The organism is Nonlabens sp. Asnod3-A02, from assembly GCF_045063755.1.
Lineage (GTDB): Bacteria > Bacteroidota > Bacteroidia > Flavobacteriales > Flavobacteriaceae > Nonlabens > Nonlabens xylanidelens.
In genome coordinates, this window is sequence record NZ_JBEFOC010000008.1 from 766,914 (window position 1) to 784,970 (window position 18,057).

Annotated in this window: 17 protein-coding genes; 9 read left to right on the forward strand and 8 right to left on the reverse strand. The window is 35.4% G+C overall.

What is annotated here, in order from left to right:
* Nucleotides 1–175: 175 nt before the first annotated feature.
* From ACJJVN_RS13475 to ACJJVN_RS13485, 3 genes are read left to right on the forward strand one after another with little or no spacing between them, the layout of a single operon-like run.
* Nucleotides 176–1,333, forward strand: a complete 1,158-nt coding sequence (locus ACJJVN_RS13475; RefSeq protein WP_405378698.1) for a hypothetical protein — start codon at nucleotides 176–178, stop codon at nucleotides 1,331–1,333.
* The gene (locus ACJJVN_RS13480) at nucleotides 1,323–2,105 is read left to right on the forward strand and encodes a hypothetical protein (protein WP_405378700.1); all 783 of its coding nucleotides are present in this window, start codon (nucleotides 1,323–1,325) and stop codon (nucleotides 2,103–2,105) included. The genes ACJJVN_RS13475 and ACJJVN_RS13480 overlap by 11 nt, the downstream gene beginning before the upstream one ends.
* A complete protein-coding gene (locus ACJJVN_RS13485; protein WP_405378702.1) occupies nucleotides 2,102–2,872 on the forward strand; it encodes a hypothetical protein in 771 nt (256 codons plus the stop codon). Before ACJJVN_RS13480 ends, ACJJVN_RS13485 begins: the two co-directional genes overlap by 4 nt.
* Before the next feature lie 64 nt (nucleotides 2,873–2,936).
* On the opposite strand, the gene clpX is transcribed toward ACJJVN_RS13485, so the two are convergent.
* From clpX to ACJJVN_RS13525, 8 genes are all read right to left on the reverse strand, one after another.
* The gene (gene clpX, locus ACJJVN_RS13490; protein WP_104514371.1) at nucleotides 2,937–4,172 is read right to left on the reverse strand and encodes an ATP-dependent Clp protease ATP-binding subunit ClpX; all 1,236 of its coding nucleotides are present in this window, start codon (nucleotides 4,170–4,172) and stop codon (nucleotides 2,937–2,939) included.
* Between the two features lie 160 nt (nucleotides 4,173–4,332).
* Nucleotides 4,333–5,007, reverse strand: a complete 675-nt coding sequence (locus tag ACJJVN_RS13495; protein WP_405378704.1) for a ClpP family protease — start codon at nucleotides 5,005–5,007, stop codon at nucleotides 4,333–4,335.
* 92 nt (nucleotides 5,008–5,099) lie between these two features.
* Nucleotides 5,100–6,428, reverse strand: a complete 1,329-nt coding sequence (gene tig / locus ACJJVN_RS13500) for a trigger factor (protein WP_405378706.1) — start codon at nucleotides 6,426–6,428, stop codon at nucleotides 5,100–5,102.
* Nucleotides 6,429–6,537: 109 nt separating this feature from the next.
* Nucleotides 6,538–6,885 carry a phage holin family protein gene (locus ACJJVN_RS13505; protein WP_405378708.1) on the reverse strand — a complete coding sequence of 116 codons (348 nt, stop codon included), beginning with the start codon at nucleotides 6,883–6,885 and terminating at the stop codon, nucleotides 6,538–6,540.
* 80 nt (nucleotides 6,886–6,965) lie between these two features.
* Nucleotides 6,966–8,564 (reverse strand): G-D-S-L family lipolytic protein, encoded by a 1,599-nt coding sequence (locus ACJJVN_RS13510; protein ID WP_104514375.1) that lies wholly within the window; start codon nucleotides 8,562–8,564, stop codon nucleotides 6,966–6,968.
* Between the two features lie 11 nt (nucleotides 8,565–8,575).
* Nucleotides 8,576–9,826, reverse strand: a complete 1,251-nt coding sequence (locus ACJJVN_RS13515; RefSeq protein ID WP_405378710.1) for an OmpP1/FadL family transporter — start codon at nucleotides 9,824–9,826, stop codon at nucleotides 8,576–8,578.
* A 103-nt stretch (nucleotides 9,827–9,929) separates the two neighbouring features.
* Nucleotides 9,930–10,691, reverse strand: a complete 762-nt coding sequence (locus tag ACJJVN_RS13520) for an alpha/beta fold hydrolase (protein WP_405378712.1) — start codon at nucleotides 10,689–10,691, stop codon at nucleotides 9,930–9,932.
* A complete protein-coding gene (locus ACJJVN_RS13525; RefSeq protein ID WP_405378714.1) occupies nucleotides 10,691–11,404 on the reverse strand; it encodes a pyridoxine 5'-phosphate synthase in 714 nt (237 codons plus the stop codon). The genes ACJJVN_RS13520 and ACJJVN_RS13525 overlap by 1 nt, the downstream gene beginning before the upstream one ends.
* 85 nt (nucleotides 11,405–11,489) lie before the next feature.
* Between ACJJVN_RS13525 and ACJJVN_RS13530 the strand changes: the two genes are divergently transcribed.
* The 6 genes from ACJJVN_RS13530 (at nucleotide 11,490) to ACJJVN_RS13555 (ending at nucleotide 18,057) form a co-directional block, all read left to right on the forward strand.
* Complete coding sequence (locus ACJJVN_RS13530) at nucleotides 11,490–12,146, forward strand: CBS domain-containing protein (RefSeq protein WP_405378716.1); 657 nt, start codon at nucleotides 11,490–11,492, stop codon at nucleotides 12,144–12,146.
* Complete coding sequence (locus ACJJVN_RS13535; protein ID WP_405378718.1) at nucleotides 12,147–13,022, forward strand: NAD kinase; 876 nt, start codon at nucleotides 12,147–12,149, stop codon at nucleotides 13,020–13,022.
* A 102-nt stretch (nucleotides 13,023–13,124) separates the two neighbouring features.
* A complete protein-coding gene (locus tag ACJJVN_RS13540; RefSeq protein ID WP_405378720.1) occupies nucleotides 13,125–13,811 on the forward strand; it encodes a DUF6089 family protein in 687 nt (228 codons plus the stop codon).
* A gap of 2 nt (nucleotides 13,812–13,813) precedes the next feature.
* Nucleotides 13,814–14,548, forward strand: a complete 735-nt coding sequence (locus tag ACJJVN_RS13545) for an isoprenyl transferase (protein WP_104514381.1) — start codon at nucleotides 13,814–13,816, stop codon at nucleotides 14,546–14,548.
* Nucleotide 14,549: 1 nt separating this feature from the next.
* A complete protein-coding gene (gene bamA / locus ACJJVN_RS13550; RefSeq protein ID WP_405378722.1) occupies nucleotides 14,550–17,129 on the forward strand; it encodes an outer membrane protein assembly factor BamA in 2,580 nt (859 codons plus the stop codon).
* A gap of 34 nt (nucleotides 17,130–17,163) precedes the next feature.
* Entirely contained in the window at nucleotides 17,164–18,057 is an 894-nt protein-coding gene (locus ACJJVN_RS13555) for an OmpH family outer membrane protein (RefSeq protein WP_405378724.1), read from the forward strand.

Below are 18,057 nucleotides of genomic sequence, written 5' to 3' on the forward strand. Positions count from 1 at the left end.
ATAATTTTATAAAATGTTATGAAAAAACAAAAATTAAGGCCTTGATTTACAAGATGATTTATAGTTAAATAATTCACAATCAACGAAATGGGTATTTATACTCATTTGCCTTACTCTAAAAAAGAATAACTTTATCATGATGATCATCAATTATTTATTAACTAAATTTAACGAGATGAAAAAACAAAAACATCTATTGAAATATTTTTCAATAGGATTACTAACTCTCTCTCTCTCTCTAGTTAGTTGTGAAGATGAGATAACAAATGATGCGATTACTACAAAATCGGAAGAAGGTGGTGATGGCTCTATTTGTGATTTTGAACCTTATGGTCTATACTTCGATAATGGTAAATCTGTAGAATGTGAAAATAACATGATGCATTTTCCTTCATGGGAATCATTTGCAACTACGCTTGAAGACTTAGAAGATCAATTAGAATCACATGATGATGATTTTTTAATTCCAAATCAACATTTATCAGAAGACGATTTGAATGATCTAGAAGAAAGTATAGGTCATGATCCAGACCTACCTTTGATTGAATATGAACTGATACATCAATTTTGTTCATTAAGGCAAGTTGAAGCTGCTGCAGAGAACTCTTGGTTAGATGCATCAGATCAGCCTGGTTGGACCATGAATGATTGGCAAGAAAACCAATTTTTGGTTGATCCAGCAGAGCAAACTTTATACAATCCTTACAACGAGGTCATGATTTGTAATGTGATTTACAAAGATATGGAAGGTGGTTTGCTTTTGATTGATGCTAACCATCCAGATGCTATTGATGCACTATCTTCTGCAAATAATGGAAGCTCTATAGAAGAAGTTATTGAAACTTACGGTGGTAATGTAGAAGAGCCAGGTGCTGCAACAGCTGACATTGTTACACCAGGTGCTCCAACTTGTTTTTATAAATCTGCGAAAAGTGAAGGCTTTCAATTAGATAATACATACGGCATGAGAGCTTCTCATCAAATTAGAAGTAGAACTTTTGATAGTGGACCTGGCGATGTTAATGTATTTAAAGCATTTACTAGGAATTATAAGAAAAAGCGCGGTAAGATGAAGAAGAGAAGAATAAGCAGCAGTGCTCGTATTTATGGTGATTTATATACCGTAGACATTAATGCAGGTGTAAACCCAAATGAGAGGTGTAATTATTTGGAACCTATAGATGACACAGGTGCTTATCGTAAAAAGCGTCGTTCCAAAGTTAAGTCTCGAGAATCACACCCTACTAATTTAGTGACAGGTACAGATATTGACCAGCTAGATTCTGATCACAGACAACGACCATTTTATAAAACGCTAACTTTTGAAGATTAATATAAATCTATTGTTACTTGCACTTATATTAGGTGCAAGTAACTTTATTATCGCACAAGATGTTGATAAGGATAATGAGCTTATTCCTACATTTCCTGTTGGTTTAAGAATAGGAGCGCATAATGATTTTTTTTCCAATACTTCTGAAAATGATATTTTAGGTTTAAAATTTACCGATAGGGTTACTTTAATAGGTGGTTTTGATGTTGAGGTTTTGAGAAAAAAGCGATGGATAATTACGACAGGTTTTTTTATAAAAAATATTGGACATAGATACGAGTACACGCTAACACCAGAGTTAATAAATATATCTCGAAGTGTTTCTAGAAATTTAACTCAATCACCTTATTGGACTTATCACTTGCCTATTGAAGCATTATACAGAATTAATAAAAATTCAAAGTTGCCATTCTTTATAAAAACAGGTTTAGAAATTCAGCATTACGGTTATACTAAAGGACGATACGAGAATCCTATTCTTTCAGTTAACAATGAAGTTATTCTTTCTAATAATTACGAAGAGCATCAAAGTCCTTTTACCTTCGGTATTAACGCAGGAGTTGCTGGAGATATTTATCTTAAAGATTACAGTAAGTTTAGGCTAGCACTGACCGGTCATTATCATTTTCAAAAAATGGATATTAATAGAATTACTTCAACTAATGTTAACGGTTTTCCTGATGCTACCTCTACACATCGATGGACAGGTAATTATGTAAACTTATCATTAACCTACTTCCCACGTGAGGGATTTTTAGACTTTTTAAAATGAGAATAGCCATACTTTTTTTACTAATTGCTAGCTTATCACATGCGCAAAAGAAACGTGGTGATGCACAATTATTGCGAGATGGTACTATTCATCTAGGTATTATGACTGGTTTACAGGTAGATCGCATTCTTAATAATGGTACTGTAGGTTATGATTTTGAATATAATGTTGCTCCTAGAGCAGCTATAGGATTGGACTGGAATTATGCAGCTACAGGCAAATTTTTATTTGGTTTCAGTACCACATATGAACAAATGAAAGTGCGTAGTAGAGGATTTATTCCTGAGAGTTTATTTGGAACAAATAATGTTTTGTCACTCAATAATAATAGAGTATTTAATATTTACACAGTTAATTTTAGGTTTGAGTTTGTGCATCAACTTGCAGAGCGTCACTTTGTAAGTTTAGGTGTTAATGTAAATACAAGATGGCGTATTAAGGATGATTTAATTGCTACAAGTGAATCTTTTACCATTTCATCAAATCAAAATAATAGTATACTTATAGCAAGACCAGATAGAAGTGACGCTTTTATAAGAACACCATTTTCTCTTTCTTATACCTATAAAGATCAAAAGTTAGGAGCGTTTTCTTTACGTGGTATGGCAGCCTTTGGAGATGGACGTCTAGTAGATGATAATATCTTCATTTTTAATGAAGATATTAATCAAAATACAGTTTCACAGCATGCAGTAACTTCAAAGTTTTTTAATATATCACTCACATGGTTTCCATCTAAGGGTTTATTTAAAAGCTCTAATAATTAAATATAAAAATCCCTTTGCCTCAAACAACAAAGGGATTTTTAAAATAATTTATTAGGTTGTATTACTAACTCACCGCCTTCAATTTCTGTATAGCGCTTTTGTCTAATTTAGACGCAGCATACTCTTTCGTAACAACTAATTCTTTAGTATCTCCACCTGGCATGTCGAACATGGCGTCTGTTAGTATGGCTTCACATAAAGAACGTAGTCCACGAGCTCCTAGCTTATATTCAATAGCCTTTTCTACTATATAGGTAAGCGCATCGTCGGTGATTGTGAAATTAATATCATCCATGTCAAACAATTTTTTGTATTGTTTTACTATGGCATTTTTAGGCTCTGTAAGTATTGCTCTTAACGTATTTGCGTCTAGCGGATTCATGTACGTTAATACAGGTAAACGACCTATGATTTCTGGAATCATCCCAAAATCTTTAATGTCTTTAGGTATAATATATTGTAAAAGATTGTCTTTTTCTACAACCCCATCGTTAGACATACTCGCGCTGAAACCTACTGCCTGCATGTTTAATCGCTTACGTATTACTTTTTCAATACCGTCAAAGGCACCACCTGCGATAAACAAGATGTTCTCTGTATTTACCTCGATAAATTTCTGATCGGGATGTTTGCGTCCACCTTTAGGCGGTACGTTTACCACAGTTCCTTCTAGTAATTTAAGAAGTCCTTGTTGTACACCTTCTCCAGACACATCTCTTGTAATAGAAGGGTTATCACTCTTGCGAGCAATTTTATCTACCTCGTCTATAAAAACGATTCCTGTTTGTGCTTTTTCAAGATTATAGTCTGCTGCCTGTAATAATCTAGTTAAGATACTTTCTACATCTTCTCCTACATATCCAGCCTCAGTGAGTACCGTTGCATCTACTATGGCAAGAGGCACGTTCAACATTTTTGCAATTGTTTTTGCAATAAGTGTTTTACCGGTTCCTGTTTGCCCTACCATCATGATGTTAGATTTTTGTATCTCTACATCGTCATCGGTATTTTTTTGTAATAATCTTTTATAATGGTTATAAACCGCTACAGACATTACTTTTTTAGTGAACTCTTGCCCTATGATGTATTCATCGAGAAAAGCTTTTATAGCTTTAGGTTTTTTAAGTTCTAATTCTGCACTAGAAACTCCAGGTTTATCGACTGTAGTATCTTCGAGAACTATTCCATGAGCCTGCTCTATACAGCGGTCACAAATATGTGCGTCCAGTCCTGCAATAAGCAAATTAGTTTCTGCTTTATTGCGTCCACAAAAGCTACATTCTAGTTGTTCTTTACTCATATTTCTGTTTTTGACACGATAGTTTGTGTCTTTTTAGATAGGAGTCGTTTTTCTATAAAGTTAGAAATGCGATTCTTAATTTTAATATAGGCAGTTTAAGTGTTGTGGTTTCCGCTTTCGCGAAAGCGGAATAACCACAATTTTATTGCAAGAAACGTTCTTAGTCTCTTCTTAATACTTCATCGATCATACCGTATGCCTTAGCCTCATCAGCTTTCATCCAGTAATCACGGTCAGAGTCTGCATAGACTTTATCATAAGTCTGTCCAGAATGCTTTGCTATGATGGTATATAATTCTTCTCTAAGTTTTACAACCTCACGTGCTGTTATCTCTATGTCACTAGCCTGACCTTGTGCTCCACTAGATACTTGGTGTATCATTACACGACTGTGTGGTAGAGCACTACGTTTACCTTCGGCTCCTGCACATAATAAAACAGCTCCCATACTTGCAGCCATACCGGTACAGATAGTGGCTACATCTGGCTTTATAAACTGCATCGTGTCATATATACCTAGTCCTGCATAAACACTACCACCTGGTGAGTTAATGTAGATCTGTATGTCTTTCTTTGCGTCTGCACTTTCTAAGAAAAGCAGTTGCGCCTGTACGATATTAGCAATGTGATCATTTACTCCTTGCCCTAGAAAGATAATCCTGTCAGCCATGAGTCTTGAAAAAACATCCATCGGTTGGACGTTTAATCTACGTTCCTCTAAAATATAAGGAGTCATATTAGTTGGGTACATGCTACCCATAATTTTATCGTAATACATAGGATTTACTCCTTGATCTTTTACGGCAAATTTTTCAAATTCTTTAGATATATCCATGTTGTAATGATACTATATGAGTGATAAAAAAGGCGTTAACTAATTGATAAAATAGTCAACGCCTAAAGATATGAATTATTGACAGGAATAAATTATGCTTCGTAAGCTTCTTTAATGAAGTCTTCGTAAGTCAATTCTTTCTTTTTCAATTTTGCGTTTGCTTTGAAGAAATCTAGCATTTTCTCATTTTGAAGTTGCTCGCTCATGCGTTTTACTTCTTCTTGATTGCTCATGATACGTGCTACTACACCGTCTACCTCTTCGTCAGTTGCACCGGTATGACCATATTGAGCCATTTGTAAGCGTATCATCTTACGAGAATATTCTTGTAGGTCTTCAAACTTTAATTGTAATTCTTCATTGTTTTTTACAATGTTAGATTCAATAAGTTGGTATCTCAATCCTTTTTCAGAACGCTCGTACTCTGCTGCAGCTTCTTCTTCTGTTAATTGATTCTCGCCATTACTTGCGATCCATCTTTTAAGAAAGTCTGCTGGTAAATCAAATTTTGTGTTCTCAATAAGTGATTCTGTAACGTCTGTTAATAATTTCTGATCAGTTTGTTGAGCAAATTGTTTCCCTGCGTCTTCACGTAGTTTTTCAACTAGTTCTTCTTCACTCTTGATAACATCTTTTCCAAAAAGCTTATCAAAGAATTCTTGATTTAGCTCTGCTTTTTCACGCTCGTTAACTTCAGTGATTTCAAAAGTTACAGGTATTTCAAGACCGTGTGCTTTATCATGTTCTACTTTAAGAAAATTCATTAGATCGTGATCATCATTAAAAAGACCTTTAGTTTTAAGTTCTAAAGAGTCGCCTACTTTAGCACCAACAAATTTCTTAAGATTGGTCTTTCCTTTGATTTTTGATGTAGAGAATGTAGCGTCAGAATTGATTTCTTCGTCGTCATTTCTAAAAACTCCAGTAACTTCATTTCCTTCTTCAACTTCTTTCTTTGCGATTAACTTACCATATTGCTCACGTATGCGATCGATCTGGTCGTTAATAGTTTTGTCATCAGTTTTGATTTCGTACTGTGTAATGGCTTTTTTACCTTTTACATCTACATCAAATTCTGGAGCTAGACCTACTTCAAATTCAAAAGTAAAATTGTCTTGATCCCAGTCAATGTCTTCTTGAGCCTTAGGAAGTGGGTTTCCTAAAAGGTTCATTTTTTCACTGGTGATGAATTTATTAAGTTGAGATTGAGTCAGTTTATTGATCTCTTCTACTAATACGGGAATGCGGTACTTTTTATTGATAAGGCTAGCAGGTACATGGCCCTTTCTAAAACCAGGTATGTTTGCTGTCTTGCGGTGAGTTGCAAGTACGTTATCTACTTGGTGGTGATAATCTGCCTTTTCAATTTCTATGGTAATTGTCGCATTTAATGCGTCTGTGTCCGTACGTTTTATATTCATTTAAAGACTTTTTTATGCTGTTAAAATTGGGCTGCAAAATTAAGCTTTATTTACTAGTTATCAAAGTGTTTGTCTTATTGCTATTGACCTACGTGGTGGTTAGATATTCTTAGTTATCTTCTTTGTCTAATAATTTAAAGAGAAAAGATCGTGCCGCTGCGAGTAATAGTGAAAATATAAATGCCCAAAATACACTTGTTACCGTAAAACCGCTTACAAACCAGTCTGCTAGGTAGATAATGATAACGTTTATAAATAATAGAAATATACCTAATGTGACTATAGTTATAGGTAAGGTTAGTATAACAAGTATGGGTTTTACTATAAAATTTAATATAGATAAGGTAAGGGCAACTAGTATGGCGCTTACATAATTAGTAATACCTATACCTGGTAATATTTCTGCCAGTCCCATAACTAGAGCAGCTGTAATAAGTAATTTTATAATGAATCTCATAATATAGAATTTGTGTAAAAATAAAAAATCTGCTGAAGAACGAGCCTTCAGCAGATTTATATAGAAATTATATGCTCTGTTTATTGAGCAGAATCACTTAGTTGAATAGAATCATAAGCACCTATGTCTACTTTAGGTAAAGTAGAGCTGTATTGTGCGTTGATAGCATCTATTATAGTGTTTGCGGTTAATGCATAACCTCTAGCTGTAGGGTGAACACCATCTAGTGAAAAAGCACCACCTGAAGCATATGTAGAAGTTAAAACGCCACCGTTATAAGAAATCCCTGTAGTAGCTACTGTAGAAAGTTCTGTACGTACGTCAACATATGCAAGACCATTTGCAGCAGCAAGTGCTTCTATAGTTGCGTTATATGCAGTTTGTGCAGTTGTTATTCTATCTTGCTCATCTTGAGTAAGTACCCACTGGTCTTCAAGTGGGAAAGTAACACCGTTAATAGAAAGTTGTCCAGCAGTAGCAGCGTCTAAACCAGCTCCTGTAAGTTGTGCAAAGCGAGCTGCGTTTAACTCACCGATAACTGTCTGACTTGTAAAAGTTAATAAATCTGTAGCGTTAGCTTGTCTTGCCTGACCAAATTGTTGTCCGAATAGAGTAGCTGTAGCAGCGTCTAATCCGCCACCTATTAAAACTTGCGTTAATTGTGCAGATAAGTCTGTTAATGACTCGTCGTTAATTACTACAGCGCTTGCAGCAGTTTGAGAAAAAGTAATTGATCTTTCTGGAACACCTAAAAATGCAAACGCTTGATTTAGACCAGCAAATGTTGCGTTTAAAGTAGGTATCTGAGGACCGAATGTAGGGCTTGCAGGGCTTAATGGAGCAAATGGTACCGTTGTAAAGAAAGGAATAGAAGTAACATCTGGGATGTTAACTAGAGCTCCTTTTGCACCGTTTGCAGTAAGTCCAGCAACTAATTGTTGGTACACGGCAGCAAATACATTATTGTTAGTTATACTGTTGTCTCCTTGTGCAGCTGGGTCTATGTTGTTTAATTCGTTGTTATCAACACCTAACCCACCGCTAGTAGCATATCCTAATATATCATTATTACCTATCCATAGAGTAAAGAACGTTCCGTTTGCAGCAATCGCATCATCTATTACTGTAGAAGATTCTGAGCTAGAAAAACGAGCATAGTATGGGTTTGCAGTACCTGTAGCAACACCAGCTAAAGCACCGTAACCTGGAGCTGCTAGGTGAAATACTCTTGCGCCTGGAACACCAAAGTTGTTTAATGGTCCGGTTACTTTGTTAGTAATGTCTGTTGTAGGAGTTGCGTCTAGAACAACTGGTCCAGCAGGAGTTCCATTACCGTCAGACGCTAGTACAAAACGATTAGGTAGTATTTGTACCCCAGCGGCAAGTAGGCCACCAGCATTATCATTAACGAGTGGTTGATTAAATTCACCACCACCAGCAAACTGCATTTGACCTGCAATAATGTTAGGGTAAGAATTTAATTGTCCATTTAGGTACAATGCGTTATCTGCAAACCCTGCCGTTAAAGAGTTTCCTACAGTTACAAATTTAGAGAAGTCTGCTTCTCCAGATGTGTATACTCCGCCATCTTCGATAGCGTTGTCAAATTCGTCATCACAGCCTATTACTGCAGCACCTGCAAGAAAAAGAGCAATGAATTTTATATTTAAGTTTTTCATTATTTTATTTTTTACATGCTATAAGTTATACCTAGACCACCGATAAATGCTGATGATTTGTAGGTTCCTGCAAATGGTGCAGTAGTAGTTGCGCCAGTATCAGAAAAGAAATCATAAGATTCATTTATTTCTTTAAACTGTACAAATAAGAATGATGTGTCAATAGATAATTTTGAATTCACTTTGTAAGAAAGACCAAAAGTATAGTTGTTAGAATCATTACGTGGTGTTTCTGGAGCAAAGAATCCAGATTGTACAGGAGACTCGTCAAAGTAATAACCACCTCTTACGGTTAATTTTTCAGTAAACTCATATTGAGCACCTAATCTCCATGTAGAAGCATCTTTATAGTTTCTTGGGTTAATAGAAGCAACACCATTACTAAATTCTAGATCTAGACTGTTGTATTCACTCCATAGAGTTCTATTGTAATCAAAAGCTAGAAGTAATTTGTCCCATTTATAAGACATTCCTATAGTAAGTTCTGCAGGTAAAGGAAGTGTTGCTGTAAATCCAGTCTCACCATTACTAGGAGTTAAAGAACTGTTAGGGAAGTTTGAGAAAGTAGCAGTACCTTCTGTACTATTAATGTCTATTAAAGAACGGTAGTTGAAACCTAGAGTAAATCTATCGTCTGGAGTAAACATAAGTCCAGCAGACCAACCCCAAGCTGTAATACCAGAATCTTCTATTTCAATGTTAGAACGATTACCTTCTTCATCAGTTAGTGTTCTACTTGCGTTTCTATTAAATGTAACCGCTCCTATAGCTAGGATAGGTCCACCACCTATACTTACACTATCAAATAATTGATAAGATAAAGTAGGCTGAATAAAAATTGCACTTAAGTCTATTTCATTAACTAGGTGAGATCCTGCCCAATCAGTAGGCCATGTTACATTACTACCATAAGGTGTGTAGACACCTAAACCTACAGCAAAATCTTCAGATACTTTGTAAGTAGCATAAAGATAAATAGGAGTACTAGTTTCACTTTCTGTTTCAAATGTGGTCCCAAATTCTTGATTTTGGTACTTTACATCAGAAAATACACCGAAACCACCGGCGCTTATATTTAATTTGTTCTCCAGGTGTACTATTCCAGCTGGATTAAAGAATAAGATGTCTGCATTATTAACGACAGCGACACCAGTATGTCCCATTGCTAATTGCGTGTTACTTTGTGTGCTAACACGATATCCACCTGCATAAGCAAACGTAGAGATCAAACAAAGTACAACAAAAACTTTCAGTTTGTTCATAATCAAGGGTTTGAGGTATAAGTTAAATTTGTATGTGTCAAATTTAATATTAAATTAATATTACGCAAGCGTTTTCGTTATTATTATGCAAGCATAACAACTGTTATTTTACGAATTTCGTAACATATGTTAAGAATTCTTGCGGTTTCTCTGCATGAAGCCAGTGTCCTGCATTTTCTATTGTTTTTAGTTCCGCTTTCGCGAAAGCGTGCTCTATAATCATCACGTCACTGTCTAATATGTATCCAGACTTACCACCTCTTATAAAAAGGGTAGGTGTTTTTATAGGTGTAGTAATAGGGTCGTGAACACCGACTTTTTCTTGAGACTCACCTAAGATATCTAGATTAAATCGCCATCCATAACGACCTTTCTCAACGCGATAAAGACTTTTTAACAAGAACTGACGTGTGCCGAAGTCAGAAATTACTTTTTCTAACATTTCGTCTGCATCATTGCGAGAGCTTACCTTATCAAAGTCAATGCTTTTTAGTCCATTTATAATATCGCTATGGTGTGGTGGGTATACTTTAGGGGCGATATCTGCTATTATCAATTTGTCTAAATAGCTTTCATTTTCTGCAGCAAATCGCATGGCTACTTTACCACCCATGCTGTGTCCCAAAAGAATAATGTTTTTAAGCTCATGCTCATCACAATATTCTTTTATGTCTTGTGCCATTAATGAGTAGTTAAACTCGTCGCTATGTAAACTGCGTCCATGATTGCGCTGGTCGATTAAGTGTACTTGAAAACCGTCTTCACTCCATTTGCGACCTAGAGTTTTCCAGTTATCTGCCATGCCTAAAAAGCCATGTAGGATTAAAAATGGCTGTCCTTCACCTAAAATTATAGAATGTAACATTATGCTAGTCTTGATTTATACATGTTAACTACATTTTCTAGTCCTAGATATAAACTTTTAGAAATTAAAGCATGACCTATGGATACTTCTAATAAGTCTGGTATTTGCTCACTGAAAAACTTTATGTTTTCTAAAGATAAGTCATGTCCAGCATTAATTCCGATACCTAGTTCGGTAGCTTTTTTTGCTGCTGTTATATAAGGAGCGATTGCTTTATCTCTGTCCGTATCATAAAGACTAGCAAAATCTTCTGTGTATAACTCAATGCGGTCTACACCAGTTTGCGCAGCGCCTTCTATCATTTCTATAGTAGGGTCTACAAATATGCTGGTGCGTATCCCTTGATCTTTAAAATGTTTCACGATTTTAGTCAAGAAATCTTTATGTTTAATAGTATCCCATCCAGCATTAGATGTCAAGGCATCTGGTCCGTCTGGTACTAGGGTTACTTGAGCAGGTTGTACCTCGTCCACTAGTTTTATAAAACTTTCTATAGGGTTTCCTTCTATGTTAAGTTCTGTTTGCACTACTTTTTTAAGATCTCTAGCATCTTGATATCTTATGTGTCTCTCGTCAGGTCTAGGATGAATTGTTATTCCTTGTGCGCCGAATGCTTCTAGATCGATCGCGACTTTTAGTAGATTAGGTACATCACCACCTCTAGAATTACGCAAAGTTGCTATCTTGTTGACATTTACACTTAAAATTGCCATGTTGTATTTTTATTTCAAAAATACAAAGGATTGCGTCAGACGCATAAGTGTAGAATTGATTAATTTGCGTTAAATTTTGCACTCTATGGATATTAAGCAATACATAATTAATGATGTGAAGCCTTTGGACATTTCGTCAGACATGAAAAAGGCTCAAGAAATATTCTCGCAGCTTACTTATTCTCATTTGCCTATTATGGAAAATGATATTTATATAGGGTGTCTGTCAGAAAATGATGCGCATTGTTTTGAGTCAGATCAAAAATTACAGACCGTTAAATATTCTATGACTGCTTTTCATGTAAAAGAAGAAACGCACTGGTTAGATGTTTTAGAAGCGTTTGCACAACATCAATCTAATATGATGCCTGTCTTAGATGGTAAAAATGAATATTTAGGCTACTATGAGCTTAAAGATATTATGGAGCTATTTAATGACGCACCATTTATGTACGAGTCTGGTGCAGTAGTAGTCGTTCAAAAAGGATCTAATGATTATAGTTTTAGTGAAATAGCACAAATAGTGGAGTCTAATGATTCTAAGATATTCGGTTGTTTTGTAAGTAATTATAATGATCATATGTCTGAGATTACACTCAAACTGAGTCCTCAAAATTTAAATACCGTTCTGCAAACTTTTAGAAGGTATAGTTATGAGATAGTAAGCGCTGCCGAAGAAGATTCTTATCTAGATACCTTAAAAGAACGCTCAGATTATTTGAATAAATACCTAAATATGTAAATGAAAAAAGTCGCTATATACGGTCAGTATCTTCATGATGACACAGTGAAAACGTGTCAGAAGCTCATCGATCTTTTAAAAAGTAAAGATTGCGTCGCGCTAGTGGAGTCTGGCTTTCATGATTTGCTTAAAGGTCAGGGTGTTGCATTAGGGTTGGATTCTTTTGATCAATTAGATAAATCATTTGACCTGCTTATAAGTATGGGTGGAGATGGTACGGTTCTTAGAGCTGTCGCCTACATAGGTAAAGTAGATATTCCAGTAATAGGGGTTAATACAGGTAGACTAGGTTTTCTAGCAACACTGCATAAAGACCAACTAGAAGAAGCGGTAAATGCTTTACATAATGGAGATTATACTTTAAGTAAGCGCAGTCTTATCACGCTGGTTTCTACACATGAAGAAAACCATCCAGAGCCGCGTAATTTTGCACTTAATGAGGTGACTGTTAGTCGTATGAATACCACTAGCATGATTCAAATAGAAACTAAATTAAATAAAGAGCTGTTAACTGTTTACTGGGCAGACGGTTTGATAATATCCACACCTACAGGTTCTACAGGTTATAGTTTAAGTTGTGGAGGTCCGGTAATATCTCCAGATACAGATGCATTTGTGATAACACCTATAGCGCCTCATAATTTAAATGCACGTCCACTTGTTATTCCAGATCATACAGAGATCACTATTAAAGTAAGTGGTCGTGAAGAAGAATTTCTTGCATCGCTAGATAATCGTATAGCATCCTATCCTAATGAGACGCAATTGACACTTAAAAAAGCAGATTTCACTATAGATCTCATAGAGTTAAAAGGACAAAGTTTCATTAAGACCATCAGGGAGAAGTTGCTTTGGGGTGAAGATAAACGCAATTAAACAATAAAAAACATCAATACTAGTTCTGTATTACTAGAATCGAGCATGTAAACATCATGCTGGGTAAAGAGAATTGTTATATTTGCACGTTTTAAAAATTCCATGCGGTTAGTTTTTTTATTTATTGTTTTTTTTAGTTTCGCTTTCGCGAAAGCGCAAACCTATGAGTTAGGTATTTTTGCAGGAACCTCAAATGTGGTAGGTGATGTAGGAAGTACTCAGTACATTCAATTTAACGATGTCGCAATAGGTGGTGTTTTTAAATGGAACCGTAGTCCACGACACAGTTTTAGAGCTACCATTATATCTGCAAATATGGTAGGTGATGATAATGATAGCGACGATATTTCAAGAGATTTAAGAGGTTTAAACTATGATTACACGATGCTAGAAGCGAGCGTAGGTATAGAGTATACCTTCTGGGATTGGGAATTATATTCAGGTAGACCACAATTTACACCCTATTTATATACTGGGCTTACTGCGTTTCATTATGAGTTGTTTGCACTAAATAACACAAATGAGTTGGAAGAATACGGTGAAACAACAGATATTGCGGTGCCTATAATTTTTGGAGTTAAGATGTCTCTTACTCCTAAATTGATACTCGCAGCAGAGATAGGCGCTAGGTATACTTTTACAGATAATCTCGATGGAAGTAGTCCTGTGAGAAGTAAAGATTTTGACAATTTGAAATTTGGTAACTTAAATAACAATGACTGGTACGTGTTTAGTGGGGTGACTCTTACCTACACATTCGGTCGTAAACCTTGTTATTGTAACTTTTAAGTATGGCACAAGAACTACTCGATCGTACTAGAATCCCTAAGCATGTTGCTATTATCATGGATGGTAATGGTAGGTGGGCAAAAAAACAAGGTTTAATGCGTGTGCGTGGACATGAAAAAGGCGCAAAAGCAGTTAGGCAATCAGTAGAAGCATGTGCAGAATTAGGTGTGGAGCACTTAACTTTATATGCTTTTAGTACCGAGAACTGGAAAAGACCAAAGTTAGAGGTGGACACCTTAATGAGGTTGTTAGTTTCTAGTCTTAAAAAAGAGCTTCCTACTTTACAGAAGAATGATATTTCTCTTAAAGCTGTAGGTGTTCTAAGTCTTTTACCTAAGTCTGCCCAAAAAGAGCTGGCTGAGGTTATTGAGGCGACTAAAGATAATAAAAGAATGAATTTAACTCTAGCTTTAAGTTATGGATCTAGAGAAGAGTTGATATCAGTTATAAAAAATGTGGCCGGTCAGGTAAAGGAAGGTTCCTTAGAGATCGATCAAATAGATACAGACGTTATTAATAAACATCTATATACGAGTTATATGCCAGATGTAGATTTATTGATACGTACCAGTGGAGAACAACGTATTAGTAATTTCCTTTTATGGCAAATTGCTTATGCAGAATTATATTTTACAGAAGTGCTTTGGCCAGATTTCAGAAGAGAAAATCTGTTAGAAGCAATACATAATTATCAAGATAGAGAAAGAAGGTTTGGTAAAACAAGTGAACAATTATAGAATGATAAAAAAGTTAGCAAACTCGCTACTACTGGTAACATGTTTACTATTAAGTGCAACTACATACGCTCAAGAGAAAAGAGGAGACCTAGCTATAGGTGATGCCACCAAATATAAAATAGGTGAGATTACGGTTACAGGAAGCCAGACTTATAATGAAAATACGGTAATCGCTTTTACGGGACTACGTAAAGGTGAAGAGGTTTTTGTACCAGGTGAACGTATAAGTCAGGTAGTAAAGAAAATGTGGGATCTAAAACTATTTAGTGACATAAGAATTTTTGCTACAGATATTATAGGAGATCCAGAAGACGATGTGATGGATACTATTAATCTAGAAATTAATATTATCGAGGTACCTAACCTTAATGAGGTAACTATACAAGGACTGCGCAAAGGGCAGACTAAAGATCTTAGAGAAGAATTAAAGTTAACTAGAGGACGTAAAGCGACTGAAAACCTCATTACTACAACTAGATCTTTTATAGAAGATAAATACAAAAAGAAAGGTTTCTTGTACGCTGATGCTAAAGTGAAAACTCGCACTCTAGTGGATACAACTGGAAAGAATAGAGTCGATATGAAAATAGATATCGATAAAGGTAAGAAAGTTAAAATAGCAGAGATAAATTTTGAAGGAAATTCTATGCTTACCGATAAGGAATTGCGCGGTGCAATGTCCAACACTAAAAAGAAGAATTTTATAAGACTTTTAAAAAGGTCTAAATATATTGAAGACGATTTCCAAACTGATTTAATCGCTGTTGTAGATAAATACAAAGAGAGTGGTTATCGAGATGCTCGTGTTATTTCTGATACTTTGACTAAGGTAGATGATAAAACCATCTCTCTAGATATAAAAGTAGAAGAGGGAAGAAAGTATTATTTTGGAGATATTAAGTTTATAGGTAATACTGCTTTTTCTGATGAGCAATTAAAGAGATTACTTAAAATAGAAAAAGGAGATGTTTATAATGGTGTTGCTTTTGATGAACAAATTAGTAATCCACAAGATCCAGATTCTGATGATTTAACTAATCTATATCAAAACAGTGGTTATTTATTCTCTAGTGTAAACGCTGTAGAAACTCGTGTTCAAAATGACACGATTGATTTTGAAATTAGAATAGTAGAAGGTAAAGAAGCTTATTTTAACAACATTAGTGTAAGTGGTAATACAAGAACAAATGACCATGTTATTTATAGAGCAATAAGAACGTCTCCAGGAGAGAAGTACTCTCGTCAGAAGATTATTAACTCTATTCGTGAGTTAGGACAGTTAGGTTTCTTTGATGCCCAACAGATTAATCCACAATTGAATAATGTGAATCAAGAAGATGGAACTGTAGATGTAGATTATGAACTAGTAGAAGCAGGTGCAAGTCAGATAGAATTGCAAGGTGGTTATGGTGGTGGAGGTTTTGTAGGAACGCTAGGTTTACGTTTCAACAACTTCTCATTACGTAATTTATTTAATGGCGAGGCATATGAGCCAGTACCTATGGGTGATGGTCAGACTCTAGCCATAAGAGCACAAGCAAGTACTATTTTTAGAACCTATAGTTTAAACTTTACAGAGCCTTGGTTAGGCGGTAAAAAACCAGTTTCTTTTAATGTTTCTTTTTCACACAGTGAGCAATTCCGTGTAAATCAACAAGATTTTAGTGAAGTAGATAGAAATCAAAGATTCTTAATTACTGGTGGTACGGTAGGTATTGCAAAGAGATTAGAATGGCCTGATCAATTTTTTCAATTCTCTCAAGCTATTTCTTTCCAACATTATAACTTAAAAAACTACCAGACTAGTTTATTTAATTTCCCTAACGGTTTTTCAAATAACCTGGCATACACAGTTGGTTTAAGTCGTAATAACGTGGGTGTAAATCCTATTTTCCCTACATATGGATCTTCCTTCTCACTTACAGCAAAAATGACTTTACCTTATTCTGTATGGAATGGAGTAGATTATGAAAATCTAGAAGATGATCCAGAATTTCAAACTAATGGAATAGCAGATAGTGGTAAGATAGATCAAGAGAAATTTAAGTTTTTAGAGTATTATAAAATTAAATTTGAAGGAACTTGGTATACCCAACTGTATGAAAAATTGATATTACAAACTAAGACTGAATTTGGTTTCTTAGGAGCGTATAACAATGATCGTGGTCTAGTTCCTTTTGAAAGATTCTTTGTGGGTGGTGATGGATTAGGTTCTTTCTCTCTAGATGGTCGTGATATTATTAGAATGCGTGGTTATGATAACAGTGCATTAACTACAAGTGATGATGGAGATACGGTATACAATAAATTCTCTATGGAATTACGTTATCCTATATCATTAGAACAAGCAGCATCTATCTATGTATTAACTTTTGCTGAAGCTGCAGGTTCTTATGACCGTTTTAGAAGCTATAATCCTTTTGATGTACAGCGCTCTGCAGGTGCAGGATTACGTATATTTATGCCAGCATTTGGATTATTAGGTGTTGACTTTGGTTATGGTTTTGATAGTGTTCCTAACGTTGCAAGTGATGAGCCTAGTGGCTGGAACGTTCACTTTATAATCGGACAACAGTTTTAAATATGGCATGATTATTTCTTTAAACAACTAGCTTATGAGAACTAAGATTTTAATTATTGGAGTAGTAGCTTTTTTTAGTTTCACTTTTGCGCAAGCACAAAGAGGAGCAAGAATAGCTTACATAGACATGGAATACATTTTAGAAAGTGTTCCAGAATATCAAGAAGCATCAAAACAACTAGAGCAAAAAATGCAAAGGTGGAAAGGTGAGATAGACCAAATGTCTAATGAGATTTCTCAAATGAAAGCCTCTCTTCAAAATGAAAAGGTTTTACTTACTAAAGAGCTTATTGAAGAAAAGGAAGAAGATATCTCTTTAAAAGAGCAAGATCTAGCAGATTATCAACAAAAACGTTTTGGTCCACAAGGTGACTTTCTATTGCAAAGACAACAGTTGATACAGCCTATACAAGACCAAGTTTTTAATGAGGTGCAAAAGATAGGAAAGCAGAAGAAATACGACATGTTAATCGATAGTTCTGAAGCTGCTTTGTTATATAGTGCAGACCGTCACGATGTTAGTGATTTAGTTTTAAAAGCTATCGGTAGAACTGGTAAAAGAAAAGAGGCTCAAGAAAAGCAAGATGCAAAAAATAATCCTGTAGAAGATGATGAACCTTACTTGTCTGTTGTAGAGGCAGAGGAAAAGGAGAAAAAGGAACAGGCAAAAGAAGATAAAAAAGAAGCGGTTCAAAAAGCGATCTCAGAGCGTGATGCTGTCCGTAATGAGCAAAGAAGAGTGCGTGACTCTGCAAAAGCAGCAAAAGCAGCAGCTTACAAAGTAAGAAGAGATAAGCTCATGGCAGACCGCAAACGTAGAAAAGACAGTGTTCTTGCAGTAAGAGCAGCGGCTAGAGCAAAGAAACAAGCTGAGATAGACGCTAGAAACGCAGAGAAAAATAAGAAAACACCACCTGGTGGTGAATAA

Bases quoted from the DNA above. Each gene is read 5' to 3' on its own strand.
- ACJJVN_RS13475 (WP_405378698.1), top strand. From the start codon at position 176: ATGAAAAAACAAAAACATCTATTGAAATATTTTTCAATAGGATTACTA.
- ACJJVN_RS13485 (WP_405378702.1), top strand. From the start codon at position 2,102: ATGAGAATAGCCATACTTTTTTTACTAATTGCTAGCTTATCACATGCG.
- clpX (WP_104514371.1), bottom strand. From the start codon at position 4,172: ATGAGTAAAGAACAACTAGAATGTAGCTTTTGTGGACGCAATAAAGCA.
- ACJJVN_RS13495 (WP_405378704.1), bottom strand. From the start codon at position 5,007: ATGGATATATCTAAAGAATTTGAAAAATTTGCCGTAAAAGATCAAGGA.
- tig (WP_405378706.1), bottom strand. From the start codon at position 6,428: ATGAATATAAAACGTACGGACACAGACGCATTAAATGCGACAATTACC.
- ACJJVN_RS13505 (WP_405378708.1), bottom strand. From the start codon at position 6,885: ATGAGATTCATTATAAAATTACTTATTACAGCTGCTCTAGTTATGGGA.
- ACJJVN_RS13510 (WP_104514375.1), bottom strand. From the start codon at position 8,564: ATGAAAAACTTAAATATAAAATTCATTGCTCTTTTTCTTGCAGGTGCT.
- ACJJVN_RS13515 (WP_405378710.1), bottom strand. From the start codon at position 9,826: ATGAACAAACTGAAAGTTTTTGTTGTACTTTGTTTGATCTCTACGTTT.
- ACJJVN_RS13520 (WP_405378712.1), bottom strand. From the start codon at position 10,691: ATGTTACATTCTATAATTTTAGGTGAAGGACAGCCATTTTTAATCCTA.
- ACJJVN_RS13525 (WP_405378714.1), bottom strand. From the start codon at position 11,404: ATGGCAATTTTAAGTGTAAATGTCAACAAGATAGCAACTTTGCGTAAT.
- ACJJVN_RS13530 (WP_405378716.1), top strand. From the start codon at position 11,490: ATGGATATTAAGCAATACATAATTAATGATGTGAAGCCTTTGGACATT.
- ACJJVN_RS13535 (WP_405378718.1), top strand. From the start codon at position 12,147: ATGAAAAAAGTCGCTATATACGGTCAGTATCTTCATGATGACACAGTG.
- ACJJVN_RS13540 (WP_405378720.1), top strand. From the start codon at position 13,125: ATGCGGTTAGTTTTTTTATTTATTGTTTTTTTTAGTTTCGCTTTCGCG.
- ACJJVN_RS13545 (WP_104514381.1), top strand. From the start codon at position 13,814: ATGGCACAAGAACTACTCGATCGTACTAGAATCCCTAAGCATGTTGCT.
- bamA (WP_405378722.1), top strand. From the start codon at position 14,550: ATGATAAAAAAGTTAGCAAACTCGCTACTACTGGTAACATGTTTACTA.
- ACJJVN_RS13555 (WP_405378724.1), top strand. From the start codon at position 17,164: ATGAGAACTAAGATTTTAATTATTGGAGTAGTAGCTTTTTTTAGTTTC.